The sequence below is a fragment of the Flaviramulus aquimarinus genome (assembly GCF_039543205.1).
GTDB classification, from domain to species: Bacteria; Bacteroidota; Bacteroidia; order Flavobacteriales; family Flavobacteriaceae; genus Flaviramulus_B; species Flaviramulus_B aquimarinus.
Genome location: NZ_BAABJH010000007.1, coordinates 232956 through 249770, shown reverse-complemented (window position 1 = coordinate 249770; position 16815 = coordinate 232956). Strand labels below are relative to the sequence as shown.

Sequence of the window (16815 nt, the reverse complement as noted above, 5' to 3'; positions counted from 1 at the left end):
TTTTTGGTGAAAATGATGATTTAATAAGGTTGATTATTGAGTGCTTATTTTTAAAGCACACTATTTAAAAAAAGCGACTTAAATCCAGTCTAAACATAGTATGCTAATAGTTAAATTAATTATCTATGTTTGTTCTAATAATTACAGGTTATGTTACTTATTCTTTTAAGTTGGATTTATATTTTTTTTACCACTTTAAATTTTGGAATACTCCTTAAAAAGGTTTTTGGAATCCAAAAGTGCAACCCTATAATCCATCATTTTTTAGGGCTTTTACTTTACACTCTACTATGTAGCCTTGCTGCTTTTTTTATAAGACTAAATATTGAGTTTTATCTTTTTGTTTTTATTATTAACGTCTTTATTGTTTTTAAATTTCGAAATTTAACAAGGTTTCATTTTAATTCTTTCGTTAAAACTTTTTTCAATCTTAAAACATCATACCGGTTTCTTTTTATTCTTATCTTGATTATTGTATTGGCTCAAAGTTCAACTAAACCATTTCTTTTAGATAACGAATCTTATTATATTCAAACCATAAAATGGATTAATGAATATGGTTATGTGAAAGGCCTTGTAAATTTACATCCTTTTTTTGGACAAAATTCTTCGTGGCACACTTTACAAGCTGGTTTTAATTTTTCTTTTATATGCCCTATTTTTAATGATATAAATGGTTATTTATTCATATTAGCGTCACTGCTTTACTTGGAAAAATTGAATAATTACGAGACGAGCAAAAGCATTCAGAATTTTTACTTGGGCTTAACGCTAATATTCTCCATTTTTTTAATGCAATTTATAAATGCGCCTTCCCCAGACCTTATCATCTTTTTGGTAACGCCTTATATCTTATTTTTATTTCTTGAAAAGCGCTATACGATATCCATAAATGATTTTAAAATAATTTTAAGCTTAGTTCTTTTTTTATGTTTTGTAAAAGTGACTATGGCTATTTTAATTGTTCTCAGTATTATTTTGTTTGTACAAAATTTTAAAACGCTAAAAGGAAGTTTGGCTTCTTATATAGCCATTAGTAGCACCATGCTTATTTTATTTTTATGTAAAAACGCTATTATTTCTGGATATCTTTTTTACCCTATTGAACTATTTGATTTTTTAAATTTTGAATGGAAACAACCTAAAGCACTCTTGAATTTTTACAAAAGAGGAACTTATTTGGATGGCATGAATAATGTAGACACGAGTCATTTAAACTTTTTTGAAACCTTTAAATATTGGCTTACTATTCCAAAATTAGACGGTCTTTTTAATTCGTTTTATATTTTACTTCTTATTTTATTTCCTTGGTTTCTTTTAAAGAAGAACAAGGCATCTGGACTATTTATTATTTATACGTTATCCATTTTGCAATTAATTCTTCTTTGGAATAATTCGCCGCAATATCGATTCTTCTTTGCCTTCATTATGTTTTTGTCTGTACAAATATTTATTTCTGTTTTTAAAAACAAAATGATAGGCTTCTACCTTGTTTGTATCGCTATAGTTGCTAGTGCTTTTTCTGTTTTTTTCAATATTAACTTAAAACATTTTACAGATAATGCGCTTGCCATGGATTCCAATAGTTTTAGTATAAAACATATTATTGTTCCAGCAGGTATTTCCAAAACAACAACAAAATTCACTAAAGAAACTATTAATGGTTTTGAATTTTACTCGCCTAATTCAGATATGTTTATTTGGGGTACTGGTAATGGTAATTTACCTTGTGTAAACAAAAAACAAGTTAATTACATTAAAACGTATTATCATTATACGCCAGTGCTTAGAACTAAAAACCAGAAAGATGGTTTTTTATCTGTTCCGACAGAAAACGAAATTATTAAAACAAACTTTTAATAATTTGTTCTTCTGAAACACCTTCTGCTTCGGCTTTATAATTTTTTATAATTCTGTGCCTTAGAATACTATGGGCAACGGCTTGTACATTTTCAATATCTGGTGAAAACTTGCCACTAATAGCGGCATGTGTTTTAGCTGCCAAAATTAAGTTTTGTGATGCTCTTGGTCCTGCTCCCCAATCTATATAGGCTTTTACTAAATCTGGAGCGGCATCAGAATTAGGCCTTGTTTTTCCAACCATTGAAACCGCATATTCTACAACATTATCTGCTACTGGAATACGACGTATTAAATGTTGAAAGTCCACTATTTCTTTTGCCGAAAACAAAGCGTTAACCTTAGGTTGAATATCATTTGTTGTTGATTTAACAACTTGCACTTCTTCTTCAAAAGAAGGGTAATCTAGATTAATAGCAAACATAAAACGGTCTAACTGTGCTTCTGGCAAGGGGTAGGTCCCTTCTTGCTCAATAGGGTTTTGTGTTGCTAAAACAAAATAAGGTAAATCTAGTTTATAATGATGTCCTGCCACAGTGACGGCACGTTCTTGCATAGCTTCTAATAGAGCTGCTTGTGTTTTTGGTGGTGTCCTATTTATTTCGTCTGCTAAAATAATGTTAGCAAAAATTGGTCCTTTTATAAATTTAAAATGGCGATCTTCATCTAGAATCTCACTTCCTAAAATATCGCTAGGCATTAAATCTGGTGTGAATTGGATACGTTTAAAGTCCAGTCCTAAAGCTTGTGCTATAGTATTAACCATTAAGGTTTTTGCTAAACCTGGAACACCAATTAATAGTGAGTGCCCGCCTGAAAAAATAGAAATCAAAATTTGAGTAACGGCTTCATCTTGACCTATAATAGCTTTGGCTACTTCAGTTTTTAACGTCTTAAATTGTTTTACAAATCTTTCGATAGCAGCTACATCGGACATATTCTTATTTTTTTAACCAGTTACCAGAAAATTGACAGGTTCTGTGTGCTCCACTAATTTTTATATAGGTATCTAATATTTTTTCTTCTTGCCATTTTTCAATTGCTCTTATCTTTTTTTCTTCTAATGCTAGTTCTTTTATTTTCAAATAATCGCGAGCATAATCTGCTTCATGTTCATCAACTCTATCGGTAACTTTTAATATTTTAAATTTAACTTTACGGTTGCGGTCTTCTTCACTTAAAACCAAACTAATCTCATCATCTTTTAAATTTTGAATTTGAGCGTATAGTTCTGTATCCATTCTCGTTAATTCAAAATTATAGTCTTGTGTGGTTGGGTTTATTAATTGTCCTCCATCATTCTTTGTTTCTTTTTCATCACTAATTTCCCTAGCTGCATCAGCAAATGAAATATCACCGTCTACAATACGCTTTCTAGTTTTTTCTAAACGCTCTTTAGCCTCTTTTACTGCTTCACTAGATACTTTTGGTATTAATAATATGTGGGCAACATCATATTCTTGTCCTCTTATTTTCTCTAAAGTAACAATATGAAAACCAAAATCTGTTTCAAAAGGTTCTGAAACTTCGCCTTCTTGTAAAGAAAATGCAACCTGTCTAAACTCTTTTACCATTCGTGGTTGTTTTCTATTTAAAGTATATTTACCCCCTTTACTTGCGGATCCTGGGTCGTCAGAATACAATACAGCTTTAGAACGGAAACTAGCTCCATTTTCTATGATATCAGCTTTAAATTGTTTTAAACGGTCAATGATTTTTTGTTTTTCTTCTTCAGAAACTTTTGGTTCTGCTACAATTTGAGCCACTTTAAGTTCTGTTCCAAAAGTAGGTCTATCTTCTTCGGGTATTTTATTAAAAAAATCTCTCACCTCTTCTGGAGTTATCTCTATTTCTTCAACAATTTTAGATTGCATTTTAGCTGCCAGCTGATTGGATTTATTAATCTCAAACATTTCATCTCTAAAACTTTTTTCATCATCTTTTTTATAAAACTCCAAAAGTTTTTCCATAGATCCATTGGTTTGCTGTAAAAATTGTTGAATCTGATAATCTACATTTTTTCTGATCTCTGCATCCGAAACCGGAATGCTATCTTGAACGGCATGGTGTGCGTACAATTTATCTTCTAATAACTTACCAAACAATTCGCACTTTCCAATGTCGTTTGTATTGACACCTTGTGCTTGTAATTGCAAATAGGCCTTGTCTATATCGGAATCCAAGATAATATAATCCCCCACTACGGCAGCTACCCCGTCAATTTTTTTAGCATTTTTTGCAAGTGTTGTATCGACTTTTTTAACGACCTCTTTAACTTCGTCTTCTATAATTTCTTGTGCAGATAGAACATTTAGAGTTAGTAAAGTTATACCTAAAAGCAATGTATGTTTCAAATTAATTGTAAATTTCAAATTGTTTATTTTTAATAGCATCTTTTGTGATATCTTTTTCTAATTCTTTAATAAGTTCTAGCTTACGTTTGTTAATGACTATTTGATCTATAGTTGGCTTAACATATTCCAACGGAGCAGTGTCATTTCTAACCAGAACATCATTAATTTGCATCAAATATACTCCTAATGAATCTTTGAGTTGTACAAAATTAGATTTTTTTAACAGTTGGTTTTTATTTTCCGGAGTAACTGCTGGAATTTTCTTTATAACATGACTCAATTTTATCCAAATAGAATCATTTAATGAGTAAGATTTAAATTGTATGGATATAGAATCTAAAAGCTCTTTATCTTGGGTATTGTACCGCTTGAATTTTTCTTTAATAGTCTTAAAATCAATAATATTTTCATCTACATGTATGTAACGGAATTTAAGTAACTCTTCGTTTAACTTGAAAACTTCTTTATTGTTATTATAATAAATGTCAGCTTCTTGGGTATTGACCAATGTATCTATATTTCTTTTAACCAATGCTTCTATATAGGCTTTGGAGTATAAATCGTTTTTATACTGGACTACCAATTTATCAAAGGCAGCTTGTTTTTCTTCGTTTAAATTTAGCTTGGCACCATCAACAAACAATTGTTGTGTAGCCCATCGATTAATAAAATTTTGAATGATTAATGTACTATCTTCTTTTAGTGTTCCTTCTGGCACTAAATCTTTAATAGCGTCATGGTATAAATAGGTTTCATTAACTCTAGCCAAAGGTTTGCCTTCATCTAATACTTTAAACATATCACATGAAACCACAAATGTTAGCAGAAATAATAAGATGATTTTAGTCCGCACTTATTACTTTTTAAGTTGAGATTTTACGTTTGTTAAAACCTCTTGGTTAATGACTATTTTATATTTTTCACCCAACTCCTTAATCCAGTTTTTTTCTTTATAAGTTTGATAATCGCTAATAACAGTTCCCTTAGCCGCTTCTAATGTTTTTTGAGTTTGTGGCAAGACCTCTTTAACTTGAACCAACACGAAAGCATTATTGTGTTTGTATATTTTAGAAATCCCCTTTTCAAAATTAAAATTAGTAGGAAGCGCTTGATGTTTGCCATCCATTATGTCTGATGTAAATATTACTTCTATTTCATTGTTACTGTTTACAAGTGATTTTATTTGATCTAGAGCCATACCATCAGTCAATAATTTAGACACTTTTTTAAGTGTTTTTTGTTTTGTTGATGAAGCCACTACAGCATCAATCCGTTCTGGTAGAACATAATTATTTTTATGATTGTTGTAATAGTCTTGAATACCAATAGAATCTGTTTTTGCCGTATTCCAAATTGTTGTTTCCATCAATTCAAATAATAATAAACCATCTCGATACTCACCGACAATATGAGCAAATTCTTCGTTCTCTTCTTCTAAATTATTCTCTTGATACTGAATTAAATTATCCTTTAAAAAGGATTCATACTTTCTAGAAATTATAGATTTATATGGGCCCTTTTGGGTTCGATTGCGTTGTGTTTTCTGCAAATAATCTCCAAAATCTTTATAAGAAAATTGTTTTTTTCCTATTTTAACCAAAGGTTCATTTTCTTTAAAATCTGCTGGAAGCTTCCATGTTTTTTTAAAATAATCGTCATTAAATATAGAAATAAAGTAATCTATTCCAGAAAACTCGTTATCAACATTATAACGCTTTTTAAGTTTATCAACCAAAGCCTCGTCAATCAATTTAGACCTATCATCACGTTTTACTTTTTCTACCAATTCAGGTTTCATGATTTCAAAGTCAGGTACAAGTTTTTTACCATATAACTTAACAATATGCCAACCATAATTGGTTTTAAAAGGCTCAGATATATCACCTATATTATCTAAATTAAAAACAACATCTTCAAACTCTTGTACACTTAACTGACCACTGGAAATTGGCGATAACATACCGCCTTTTTGCGCAGAATTTTTATCATCTGAAAACTGTTTTGCTAAAGATTCAAAATCTTCACCTTGATTTAATTTTTTATATAATTCTTGAATTCTAATTTCTGGCTTTTCGGCCAATGAATCCTTTTCTTTATTAACAACCATAATATGCGCTACTGTACGCTCGCCTCTTGATTTTCGTTTATCTAAAACATTAACGATATGGTATCCAAAACGCGTCCTAAATGGTTGGGAAATATCACCAACATTGGTATTAAAAGCTGCAGTTTCAAATTTATAAACCATTTTAAAGCCTGTAAAATACCCTAATTTTTCTCCGTAAACGGTTTGTCCGTTATGAACTTCTGCCCTTACTTTTTCAAAGCCTTCATTTAAAGCTCTGTTACGCAACTTCATAATACTATTAAAAGCCACAAGTGTATCTTCTGGACTAGCATTTTCAGATACTTTTATTAAAATATGATTGGCCTTTACATCATGCGACAGTCTATCATAAGCTTCCTTAACCAAAGCATCTGTAACTTTCGTATCTGTTATAAAACTTTTAGCAAGTTGTTTTTTGTAATTGGATAATTCTCTTAAATATGATGTCTTTTTATGTAAATCTAAGGCTTTAGCTTCTTTTAACTTTAGCTTATAGCTCGTAAATAATTTTAAATATTCATCAACATCTTTTTGAGATTCATCTTGAACTAAATCTAGGTTTTTATTATAAACCCTTAAAAATTCTGATGTGTAAACGGGCTCTCCTTGAACACTGAAAAGTATATCTTCATTGTTAGATTGTGCATCTACATTTAATACTGATAACGTTAAAAATAAAATGAAAAAAAAATTTAATTTCATGGAATAAAAAATTAATTGAATGGTTACAAAAATAATAATATATAGCTATAATACAAGTTGTTTTACAAACGATTAAAGAAAGTAAATGTTGCACCCATTCAAACCTTTTAATTAGCTAAAAATTGCCCTTTTGCAGTCACTTTTTGTCTTTTTTTTGTTCCGTAGCGATACTATGTAACAAAAAAAGCCTTCAATTGGTCACAAAAGGCCTAATTTTCGGCTTAACTCAATAAATTCAAATGAGTTCATTATATTTTTTATGATTACATTTGATGGTACATTTATAACCTTTTTTAACACAGAATGTTTTAAAAAAATATGCGCAAACTAAAATTAATCTGGGACTTTCGCGGACCTGATGCATACAAAATAGCTCAACACCACGAAATTCATTTAAAAGAATACATCGCATCGGAACGTTTGAGCATTACGATTACTGGGGTTGAAAGCTTAAACAATATACATACTATAGCTTTTTTAGTTGTTGATGAAAGCCAAATGAAACCCATTAGAGATACTTTAAAACCTCATAGAGGACAAGTTTATACCAAAAAACATGACAGCTAAATACGATAGTATTGGTTTAAATTATAATAAAACACGTAAAGCCGATCCGTTTATAGCTGAATGCCTCTTTACAAACCTAAACCCAAAAGCAGATGGCGTGTATTTAGACATTGGTTGTGGCACAGGAAACTATACAAACGCGCTTCAAAAAAAGGGATTCCGATTTATAGGTATTGACCCTTCTAATAAAATGCTCGAAAGGGCAAAGCTGAAAAACCCCAATATAGATTGGCGACAAGGACAAGCAGAGAATACCAAAATAAAACCTAATAGTATAGACGGTATTATGGCAAGCTTAACTATTCATCATTGGAAAGATTTTGAACAAGGGTTTTCAGAACTGTATAGTATATTAAAGCCTAATGGTACGATTGTTATTTTTACTTCTACTCCAAAACAAATGAAAGGCTACTGGTTGAATCATTATTTCCCAAAAATGCTTGAAGATTCCATGACTCAAATGCCTTCTTTAAAAACTATAGAAAACGTAATGAATCATTCTGGGTTTTTGATAAGCAAAACCGAAATATATAATGTAAAGCCAGACCTTAAAGATTTATTTTTATACTGCGGAAAACATAATCCTAAACTTTATTTGAGCCCAAAAATAAGACAAGGTATTTCCTCTTTCTCTTCACTTGCCAATACAACTGAAGTTGAAACAGGATTAATAGAACTTCATAAAGATATTGCAAATAATACCATTCAAAAGATTATTAATTCTTTTAAAAACGATTTAGGGGATTATTTATTTATTATTGGGAAAAAACCACTGGATTCTATTTAAATATTAGGATAATCGTAATATTTTATACCATTGAAAACAACTCATAGTAACAAAGAATCCTAAAGAAAATAAATTGTAAATTAGACAAACATTTATACATTCCTAATAAACATGGGGATAGTTATGGCAAAAAAAACTAAATCGGCATTAGAAAATAAAAAAGGGGTTTCTATATCAGAAATCACCAATACTTCTAAAATCAAATCTATTAAGGACAAACGCAAAACGGGAATTAATACAGATGCACTGGTAGCATCTATTTTAAATAAAGATATTACAGCATTAAGTCGTGCTATCACTCTTATTGAAAGTAAAAACCCTAAACATCTAGAAAAAGCTAATACTATCATAAAGGGCTGCTTACCCTATTCTAATAAGGCTGTTCGTATTGGTATTACTGGTGTTCCTGGTGTTGGTAAGAGTACATTTATCGAGGTTTTTGGAAAACACTTAACAGCCATAGGGAAACGTGTTGCTGTTCTTGCTATAGATCCAAGTAGCTCGATTACAAAAGGTAGTATTTTAGGTGATAAAACCAGAATGGAAAATTTAGTAAAAGATGATAATGCTTTTATTCGTCCATCTGCTTCGGGTGAATCTTTAGGAGGCGTAGCCAGAAAAACCAGAGAGACTATTATTTTATGTGAAGCTGCAGGTTTTGATGTCATTATTATTGAAACGGTTGGTGTTGGTCAAAGTGAAACCACTGTGCATAGTATGGTCGATTTCTTTTTATTATTAAAGTTAGCAGGAGCAGGTGACGAATTGCAAGGTATAAAACGTGGTATTATAGAAATGGCCGATGCTATAGCCATTAATAAGGCTGATGGTGACAATTTAAAAAAAGCAAAACTAGCTAAAGTAGAATTTAATAGAGCGCTTCACCTCTACCCAGAAAAATCATCACATTGGCAACCAAAGGTAACACTATGTAGTGCTCTAAAAAATGAAGGCATTGATGCTATTTGGGAAATTATTTTAGAGTATGTTAAAATCACTTCTGAAAATAATTACTTCAACACAAAACGAAACGAACAGAATAAATTTTGGCTTATTCAAACTATAGAAGATCAATTAAAATCAGATTTTTTTAATACACCTAAAATTAAAAGCGCATTAAAAAACCAATTGCAACTCATTGAAACCAATCAAACCACACCTTTTGCTGCTGCCGATTATTTGCTTTCAATAAACAATTAATCATTCACAAAGCGTTTTAGCAAATAATGACTTAGTTTATAAAACAAGAATCCAGAAATAGCTCCAAAAGTTAATCCGCAAACAATGTCTAAAGGATAATGTACGCCTATATAAATTCTACTATAAGCTACAATTGCACTCCAAAACAACAATATAAATATTAAATTTTTATAGTATGTTTTCAACATTAAACCAGCAAATACTGCTGCTGCCATGGAGTTTGATGAATGTCCAGAAAAAAAGCCATACTTACCACAACGTACTGCAATAAAGCGTATTTGATCTATTAAATCTGCTTCACCACATGGTCTTGAACGCTGAAAACCACGCTTAAAAACATTTGTGATTTGGTCTGTAAAGGTTATCATTAAAGCAACTACAACAACAAAGACCAACAATGATTTTAAACCATATTTTTTATACAACAGAAATAATAAAATAGCATATAATGGAATAAAAGTAAGTTTGTTAGTTATTACTAACCACAAATAATCCCATGTTTCGGATCCTAAACTGTTTAAGAATAAAAACAGTTTGGTGTCGTAGTTTAGAAGTTGTTCAATCATTTATTTTTTTTTATTACAAACCCTAATAGTTATCAAAATACTAAAGCAATTATGCATCGTATTTTGCTACTTCATTATCATAAAAATCGGTAGCTTCTTTAATAGCATTTTCAGTTTCGATTTCTAATTCTTTTTGATCTTCAGCATCAAAATCTTCAAACCATTCCACTTCATCATTTTCTAGATTTATAATAAACCTCGGGAATTCTGTATGAATGACATAAATAGCATTTGGATATTCCGTATTATCACCTAGTATAAATTTTGGGAGTGTCATCTATTTTAGTTGTTAATTGTTGTTTGTTAGACAAAATTAGTTTTTTTGTCAAATAATTAAATCGAATATACAATAAAATTGCTGCTGTTGTTAAACCTGCAAGAAGTCCTAACCAAATACCAAAACTACCATAAGCATCTTCTTTGCCTAAAAACCAGCTTATTGGAAAGCCAATTAACCAATAGGAAATAAAAGTAATTATAGTTGGGATTTTAACATCCTGTAATCCACGTAAAGCCCCTAAAACAAGGACTTGTATACTATCGCTTATTTGAAAAATAGCAGCCGCTATCAGTAATTTTGATGCTATTTTTACAACTTCGGTATTATCCATTAAGTCCTTTGGGTCATCAAAATCCACATAAATTCTTGGTAAATAATCATGGAATACAAAGAAAATAATAGCAAAGCTAATGGCAAATAACATACCCATTAAAAATAACGAAAACGCAATACGGCGTAATTCAAAATAAGCTTTTAAGCCTTTTTGGTTACCAACCCGAATCATAGCAGCTACACTTAGTCCCATAACTACCATAAAAGTCATTGAACTTAAATTAAGTGCTATTTGATTTGCGGCTTGCGGGTTTTTACCTAATAAACCACTTAACCATATAGCCGCTGTAAATATGGCGACTTCAAAAAACATTTGCATGGCACTTGGCGCACCTAAATTGATGATTTTCTTAAGCATCAACTTATCTAAAACAAAGAATTTAATTTGAGTAACAAAAGCTTTAGATTTTTCTTTCCCTCTTAATAAAAGCCATAAATACCAAACCATAATAATCCGAGAAGCTAAAGTGCCATAAGCTGCTCCAACAATGCCTAATTCTGGAAAACCAAATTTTCCAAAAATAAATACATAGTTTAAAATAATATTAATAACATTCCCTATAAGCGTTGCATACATGGGGTATTTAGTCATAGATAAACCATCACTAAACTGCTTAAATCCTTGAAAAACAATTAATGGAATTAATGAAAATGCTACCAAATCCAAATACGGAATGGCTAGCTCAACAACTTCAACAGGTTGTTTCATTAAATACATTAAAGGCTTAGCAAAAAACACCATTAAAAAAAGTAACACACCCAAAACCGTACATAAAAATAGACCGTGTTTGAAAGATGATTTTCCTCTAATAAAATCATTAGCTGAATCTGCTTCCGCAATTAAGGGCGTAATGGCGGTAGAAAAACCAATACCCAAAGACATAGCAATAAACATAAAACTATTACCTAAAGATACCGCAGCCAATTCTGCTGTACCTAATTGTCCTACCATAATGTTATCCACAAAACTAACAAAAGTATGGCCTAGCATACCCAACATAACTGGTGCAGCAAGTTTCCAATTGTATCTAAACTCTTTGGTGTAATTCTTTAATTGCATTTAGCAAAAGTAAACTTTAGACCTCGTATTTTTAATTATAGCATAGTATTCTTTTTTATCAAGGCATACTATTAACATTTGTTAATAACTTCATACAGGTTTTATTTTCTACAGAGTTGTGTTTTCATACATTTGCATGGCTTTAGAAAGATCTCACTAAGACATATAGCACTTATAGAAACCATTAGCACATATTTTATAGGGATTAAAAATACAACCGCTTTAGTTTCGATATTTAAAAGGAGGAAACATTAGTTTCCTCCTTTTTATTTAACACATTAATATTCCTTTTACACTAATCTATAATCGCATTTATTATAATATTTCTATTGACAAATTTCTAAAACCAAAAATTTATAAACTAGAAACCATTCTTTTAGCATCTTCAAACTCGTTTATAATATCGTTTACAATTTTAGAAACAGGTTTAATATCATGAATCAGCCCAGAAATTTGACCTATTTCAAGTTCTCCCTCTTCTAAATCGCCTTCAAACATACCTTTTTTTGCGCGTGCTCGTCCTAATAAGGTTTTTAATTGTTCTGGTGTCGGGGCTGTTTTATAGAGTTCTTGAACATCATCATAAAACTTATTTTTAATTAATCTTACTGGCGCTAATTCTTTTAAGGTTAATTGTGTATCGCCCTCTTTGGCATCAACAACAGTTTGTTTAAAGGCTTGGTGTGCCGAACTCTCTTCGCTGGCTACAAATCGACTTCCTACCTGTACGCCATCTGCTCCTAAAATCATTGTAGCCAACATGGCTTTTCCATTTGCAATACCACCTGCGGCTATTAATGGAATTTGAATTTTTTCTTTGACCATAGGAATAAGCGCCAATGTTGTAGTCTCATCCCTCCCATTATGACCACCAGCTTCAAAGCCTTCAGCCACAATGGCATCAACACCTGCCTCTTGTGCTTTTAAAGCAAACTTGACACTACTTACAACGTGTACAACCGTAACGCCATGTTCTTTTAACCAAGACGTCCATGTTTTTGGATTGCCCGCTGAAGTAAATACAATCTTGACACCTTCTTGTATTATAATATCCATAACCTCCTGAATATTGGGGTATAGCATAGGCACATTAATCCCAAAAGGCTTATCTGTCGCTTTTTTACATTTTTGAATGTGCTCTCTTAGCACCTCAGGGTACATGGAACCTGCTCCAATAAGTCCCAATATTCCAGAATTACTTGATGCTGATGCTAAGCGCCAACCACTATTCCAAATCATTCCAGCTTGAATGATTGGGTATTTTATATTGAAAAGTTCTGTTATTCTATTTGCCATAAAATTATAATAAGAATGCAGAAATTTACGCATTTTAAGTTAAATTTCTGCATGCATTCTTTAGCAAATTTAGCATGAGCTATATTAAGAAATCACTCCTGAACCAATAAGTTCATCTTCCTTATACCACGCAACAAATTGACCTTCGGTTATTGCAGATTGTGGATTATCAAACTCGACGTACAAGCCTGAATCGACTTTATATAATGTAGCACTTTCTAATGCTTGACGGTAACGAATTCGTGCCTTAACAGTCATGGTTTCATCAACTTTTAAAGTCAAGTCTTCACGAACCCAATGCAATTCTTCGTTAGTTACAAATAAGGCTTTTTTATATAATCCTGGATGTTCTTTTCCTTGACCTGTATAAATCACATTCTCATCAACATCAGTGTCTATGACAAATAATGGTTCTATAGTACCACCAACGGCTAGCCCTTTTCGTTGTCCTTTTGTAAAGTAATGCGCGCCTTGATGTTTACCTACTATTTTACCATCATCGATCTTGTAGTCAATTTTTCGAGATAAATACGCTAGTTTTTCTTCAGTCGAATTAAACTCAGGTTCTGCTTGCACAAAAACGTCTTGTTCTTTTGGAACCTCTACAATAACGCCTTCTTTTGGTTTTAATTGTTGTTGAAGAAAATCAGGTAATTTCACCTTACCTATAAAACAAAGGCCTTGAGAATCTTTCTTTTCTGCTGTAACTAAATCCAATTCCATTGCTATTTCTCGAACTTGAGGTTTTGTTAATTCTCCAATTGGAAATAACGATTTTGCTAATTGTTCTTGTGACAACTGACATAAAAAATAGGATTGATCTTTATTACCATCTACACCCGCCAATAATTGATAAATATCTTTTCCTTCTTTTTGAATTGTTCCTTTTCTACAATAATGTCCTGTTGCTACAAAATCAGCACCTAACTCAAGAGCTATGTCCATGAAAACATCAAACTTTATTTCTCTATTACAAAGTACATCGGGGTTTGGTGTTCTGCCTTTTTCATATTCATGGAACATATAATCAACAATACGTTCTTTATATTGTTCACTTAAATCTACTGTTTGAAACGGAACACCCAGTTTTTCAGCAACCAACATAGCATCGTTGCTATCATCTAACCAAGGACATTCATTTGATATAGTCACCGAATCATCATGCCAGTTTTTCATAAACAATCCAATAACCTCATAGCCTTGCTGCTTTAATAAATAAGCTGCAACGCTAGAATCAACACCTCCTGAAAGACCAATAACAACACGTTTCATTCTAAAAAAATTAGTCTACAAAGATACATATTATAACAGTATTTCATAATGTCTTAAAGTTTTAAAAAATCGATGAAATACACTTTTGTTTAATTATTTTAAAATTTTATTCAACAAAATTTGTTTTTTTGTTTAATTATTTATTATTTTTGTTAAACAAAGTATAACTAATACATAAAAACAATGAAAACATTAAAAAATATCACAAATTTAACTTTCCTATTAATAGGATTTATTTTAGTAACCTCATGTAGCAGTGATGATGATAATAATATAGTAGCACCTGTTCCTACTAATAGTATTGTAGATCTTGCACAAGCAACACCACAACTTTCTAGTTTAGCATCTGCACTTATAAAGTATCCAGATTTAGTAGACTTATTAAGTAGTGACGGTACTTTTACAGTATTTGCTCCAGATAATGCTGCCTTTACTGCTTTATTAGCTGCTATAGGACAAACTTCTATTGATGATATTCCAGAAGATGTATTAAAAAGTGTATTACAGCATCATGTCTTTGCTTCTGCTGCATTAGAAGCTAGTGCGGTAACATCAGGAACCATAACTATGGCTGGTGGCGAAACTGTTGAAGTGCTAGTAAATAATGATGGTGTATTCTTAGATAATGCCCAAGTTACTATGCCAGATGTATCAGGTACCAATGGTATTGTTCATATAATAAATAGTGTTCTTGTACCACCATCTATGTTACCTATAGTAGGAACTATTGTAGCGCCTGCTTACTTTAATAAAAACTTTACTACGCTTATTGCTGCAGTTCTTGCAGCTGACCCAAGTATATTAGAATTACTTTTAAGTGATGGTACTGATGGAAATGGTTTAACACTATTTGCTCCTACTAATGACGCTTTTGCAGCTGCTGGAATTACAGATGTTAATGGTGCAGATGCCATATTAGCTTATCATGTTATTAATGGTGCTACCATTATGGCTTCTATGCTACCAACTACTGATGGATCAGCCGCAGAAGTTGGAACTGTTGGTGGAAATATATATGTAACCAATGCAGGAAGCGGTGTATTTATAAACGGAACAACTGAAGTTGTTGATACTAACATTACAGGATCAAATGGTGTAGTTCACGTCATTGACAGAACTTTAATCCCACCTACGAATACAATTAATGAAATAGTTGCTAGCCTTGCTTCAGGAGATCCTGCAGAATTTACAATGTTAGCTGCTGCACTAGCACAAGCTGGTTTAGGTGATACATTTGGTACTGCTGGACCTTTTACGGTATTTGCTCCAACTGATGCTGCTTTTATGGCCGCTGGTTTTGCAGACGTAGCCGCTATTAATGCAACATCTGCTGAAGCTTTAGTTCCAATATTAACGCATCATGTTGTACAACCTAGTGTATATATCTTTTCAACGGATTTAACAGATGACCTACAAGCGCCGATGCTAAATGGACAAAACGTAACGATAGACTTAGATACTTTAACAATTCAAGATGCAGCTGGATCAGCAACTCCTGCAGGTTTAGTTACCACTTTATTAAATGTACATGCAACCAATGGTGTTGTTCATGTTATTGATAGTGTTTTATTACCTGCTAATTAAAAAGGTTTAGTTTGATTTGTTGATTGTAGGCAACTATTTAAAATTGTCTATGAGAAAGAGAGCGCCTTAAGCAATTAAGGCGTTTTTTTTATGTATTTAGGTTTATAAGTAAAGTCTTTTTTATTGACCATTTTACTATTTTTATAGTATGTCCAAATACCATGCTTTTTACCATTTTTATAAGCACCTTCAGATATTAATTCGCCTTTTGGGCTATAAAATTTTGATATCCCATGCAATTCACCATTTACATAAATAAATTCTTTTAAAAGGACACCATTTACAGAATACCAAAAAGAGTTACCGTCTAATTTACCTTCCGAGTAATGTTGTTCTTCTGCTATTTGTCCGTTAGGGTAATACACCAAACGCTTACCGGTTAATTTACCAAAATCATCATAATACTCTAAAGTTAAAAGTCTATCTGAGTTTTTTTGATAATACTTCCAAGTACCTATATATGTTTTACCACGCATTTGCCCTTCACTAATCACCTTAGCATTTGAAGTCAAGAACTTAACATCCGTAATATTATTGGCTTTATTAAATTGTTTTGTAGCTGTTAAAACAGCTTTCTTTTTTATGTTTTTATAAAATTTAAAAAGCCCTATTTCCTTTCCATGAAAAAAAGCGCCTTCATACCTCAAAACTTGGGTATCATGAAAGTTCTTTTTCCAAATACCATGACGCTTTCCGTTACCATCAAATTGATTAATATCTTGTGCAACTAGTAAACTAACTGAAGATAGAATAAACATAAATCCATAAAATGTCTTCATTTTAAAAGTATTTGTCTTGGTTTTGCTGGAATTATACATAACAAACGATTATATTTTTAATTTCTTAT

Annotated in this window: 15 protein-coding genes; 5 read left to right on the top strand and 10 right to left on the bottom strand. The window is 31.5% G+C overall.

Features of this window, described 5'->3' with window-relative positions; all coding sequences use genetic code 11:
• Window positions 1-150 precede the first annotated feature (150 nt).
• A complete protein-coding gene (locus ABD941_RS14430; RefSeq protein ID WP_425557112.1) occupies window positions 151-1860 on the top strand; it encodes a DUF8201 family protein in 1710 nt (569 codons plus the stop codon).
• On the opposite strand, the gene ABD941_RS14425 is transcribed toward ABD941_RS14430, so the two are convergent.
• Genes ABD941_RS14425 through ABD941_RS14410 form a run of 4 tightly spaced genes read right to left on the bottom strand, consistent with a single transcriptional unit; the run spans window position 1844 to window position 7023 of the window.
• A complete protein-coding gene (locus tag ABD941_RS14425; protein ID WP_345274843.1) occupies window positions 1844-2797 on the bottom strand; it encodes an AAA family ATPase in 954 nt (317 codons plus the stop codon). The genes ABD941_RS14430 and ABD941_RS14425 overlap by 17 nt on opposite strands.
• A 4-nt stretch (window positions 2798-2801) precedes the next feature.
• A complete protein-coding gene (locus ABD941_RS14420; protein ID WP_345274842.1) occupies window positions 2802-4253 on the bottom strand; it encodes a peptidylprolyl isomerase in 1452 nt (483 codons plus the stop codon).
• Window positions 4216-5013, bottom strand: a complete 798-nt coding sequence (locus ABD941_RS14415) for a peptidyl-prolyl cis-trans isomerase (protein WP_345274879.1) — start codon at window positions 5011-5013, stop codon at window positions 4216-4218. The genes ABD941_RS14420 and ABD941_RS14415 overlap by 38 nt, the downstream gene beginning before the upstream one ends.
• Window positions 5014-5070: 57 nt before the next feature.
• On the bottom strand, window positions 5071-7023 hold the full coding sequence (locus tag ABD941_RS14410; protein ID WP_345274841.1) for a peptidylprolyl isomerase: 1953 nt from the start codon (window positions 7021-7023) through the stop codon (window positions 5071-5073).
• A gap of 318 nt (window positions 7024-7341) precedes the next feature.
• Between ABD941_RS14410 and ABD941_RS14405 the strand changes: the two genes are divergently transcribed.
• The 3 genes from ABD941_RS14405 (at window position 7342) to meaB (ending at window position 9577) form a co-directional block, all read left to right on the top strand.
• The gene (locus ABD941_RS14405) at window positions 7342-7590 is read left to right on the top strand and encodes a hypothetical protein (RefSeq protein WP_345274840.1); all 249 of its coding nucleotides are present in this window, start codon (window positions 7342-7344) and stop codon (window positions 7588-7590) included.
• A complete protein-coding gene (locus ABD941_RS14400; protein WP_345274839.1) occupies window positions 7580-8377 on the top strand; it encodes a class I SAM-dependent methyltransferase in 798 nt (265 codons plus the stop codon). The genes ABD941_RS14405 and ABD941_RS14400 overlap by 11 nt, the downstream gene beginning before the upstream one ends.
• Before the next feature lie 123 nt (window positions 8378-8500).
• Window positions 8501-9577: a methylmalonyl Co-A mutase-associated GTPase MeaB gene (gene meaB / locus ABD941_RS14395; protein ID WP_345274838.1), complete on the top strand. Its 1077-nt coding sequence runs from the start codon at window positions 8501-8503 to the stop codon at window positions 9575-9577.
• Here the strand turns inward: meaB and ABD941_RS14390 are convergent.
• The 5 genes from ABD941_RS14390 to mnmA form a co-directional block, all read right to left on the bottom strand.
• On the bottom strand, window positions 9574-10143 hold the full coding sequence (locus tag ABD941_RS14390) for a phosphatase PAP2 family protein (RefSeq protein WP_345274837.1): 570 nt from the start codon (window positions 10141-10143) through the stop codon (window positions 9574-9576). The genes meaB and ABD941_RS14390 overlap by 4 nt on opposite strands.
• A gap of 49 nt (window positions 10144-10192) precedes the next feature.
• Window positions 10193-10420 carry a hypothetical protein gene (locus tag ABD941_RS14385; protein ID WP_345274836.1) on the bottom strand — a complete coding sequence of 76 codons (228 nt, stop codon included), beginning with the start codon at window positions 10418-10420 and terminating at the stop codon, window positions 10193-10195.
• Window positions 10392-11816 (bottom strand): MATE family efflux transporter, encoded by a 1425-nt coding sequence (locus ABD941_RS14380; RefSeq protein WP_345274835.1) that lies wholly within the window; start codon window positions 11814-11816, stop codon window positions 10392-10394. The genes ABD941_RS14385 and ABD941_RS14380 overlap by 29 nt, the downstream gene beginning before the upstream one ends.
• A 354-nt stretch (window positions 11817-12170) precedes the next feature.
• A complete protein-coding gene (locus ABD941_RS14375) occupies window positions 12171-13112 on the bottom strand; it encodes an NAD(P)H-dependent flavin oxidoreductase (protein ID WP_345274834.1) in 942 nt (313 codons plus the stop codon).
• Window positions 13113-13196: 84 nt separating this feature from the next.
• Entirely contained in the window at window positions 13197-14384 is a 1188-nt protein-coding gene (mnmA, locus tag ABD941_RS14370; protein WP_345274833.1) for a tRNA 2-thiouridine(34) synthase MnmA, read from the bottom strand.
• A gap of 183 nt (window positions 14385-14567) precedes the next feature.
• Here mnmA and ABD941_RS14365 point away from each other — a divergent pair, with 183 nt between their 5' ends.
• Entirely contained in the window at window positions 14568-15968 is a 1401-nt protein-coding gene (locus tag ABD941_RS14365) for a fasciclin domain-containing protein (protein ID WP_345274832.1), read from the top strand.
• 74 nt (window positions 15969-16042) lie between these two features.
• Here ABD941_RS14365 and ABD941_RS14360 read toward each other — a convergent pair whose 3' ends face one another.
• On the bottom strand, window positions 16043-16747 hold the full coding sequence (locus ABD941_RS14360; RefSeq protein WP_345274831.1) for a toxin-antitoxin system YwqK family antitoxin: 705 nt from the start codon (window positions 16745-16747) through the stop codon (window positions 16043-16045).
• Window positions 16748-16815 lie beyond the last annotated feature (68 nt).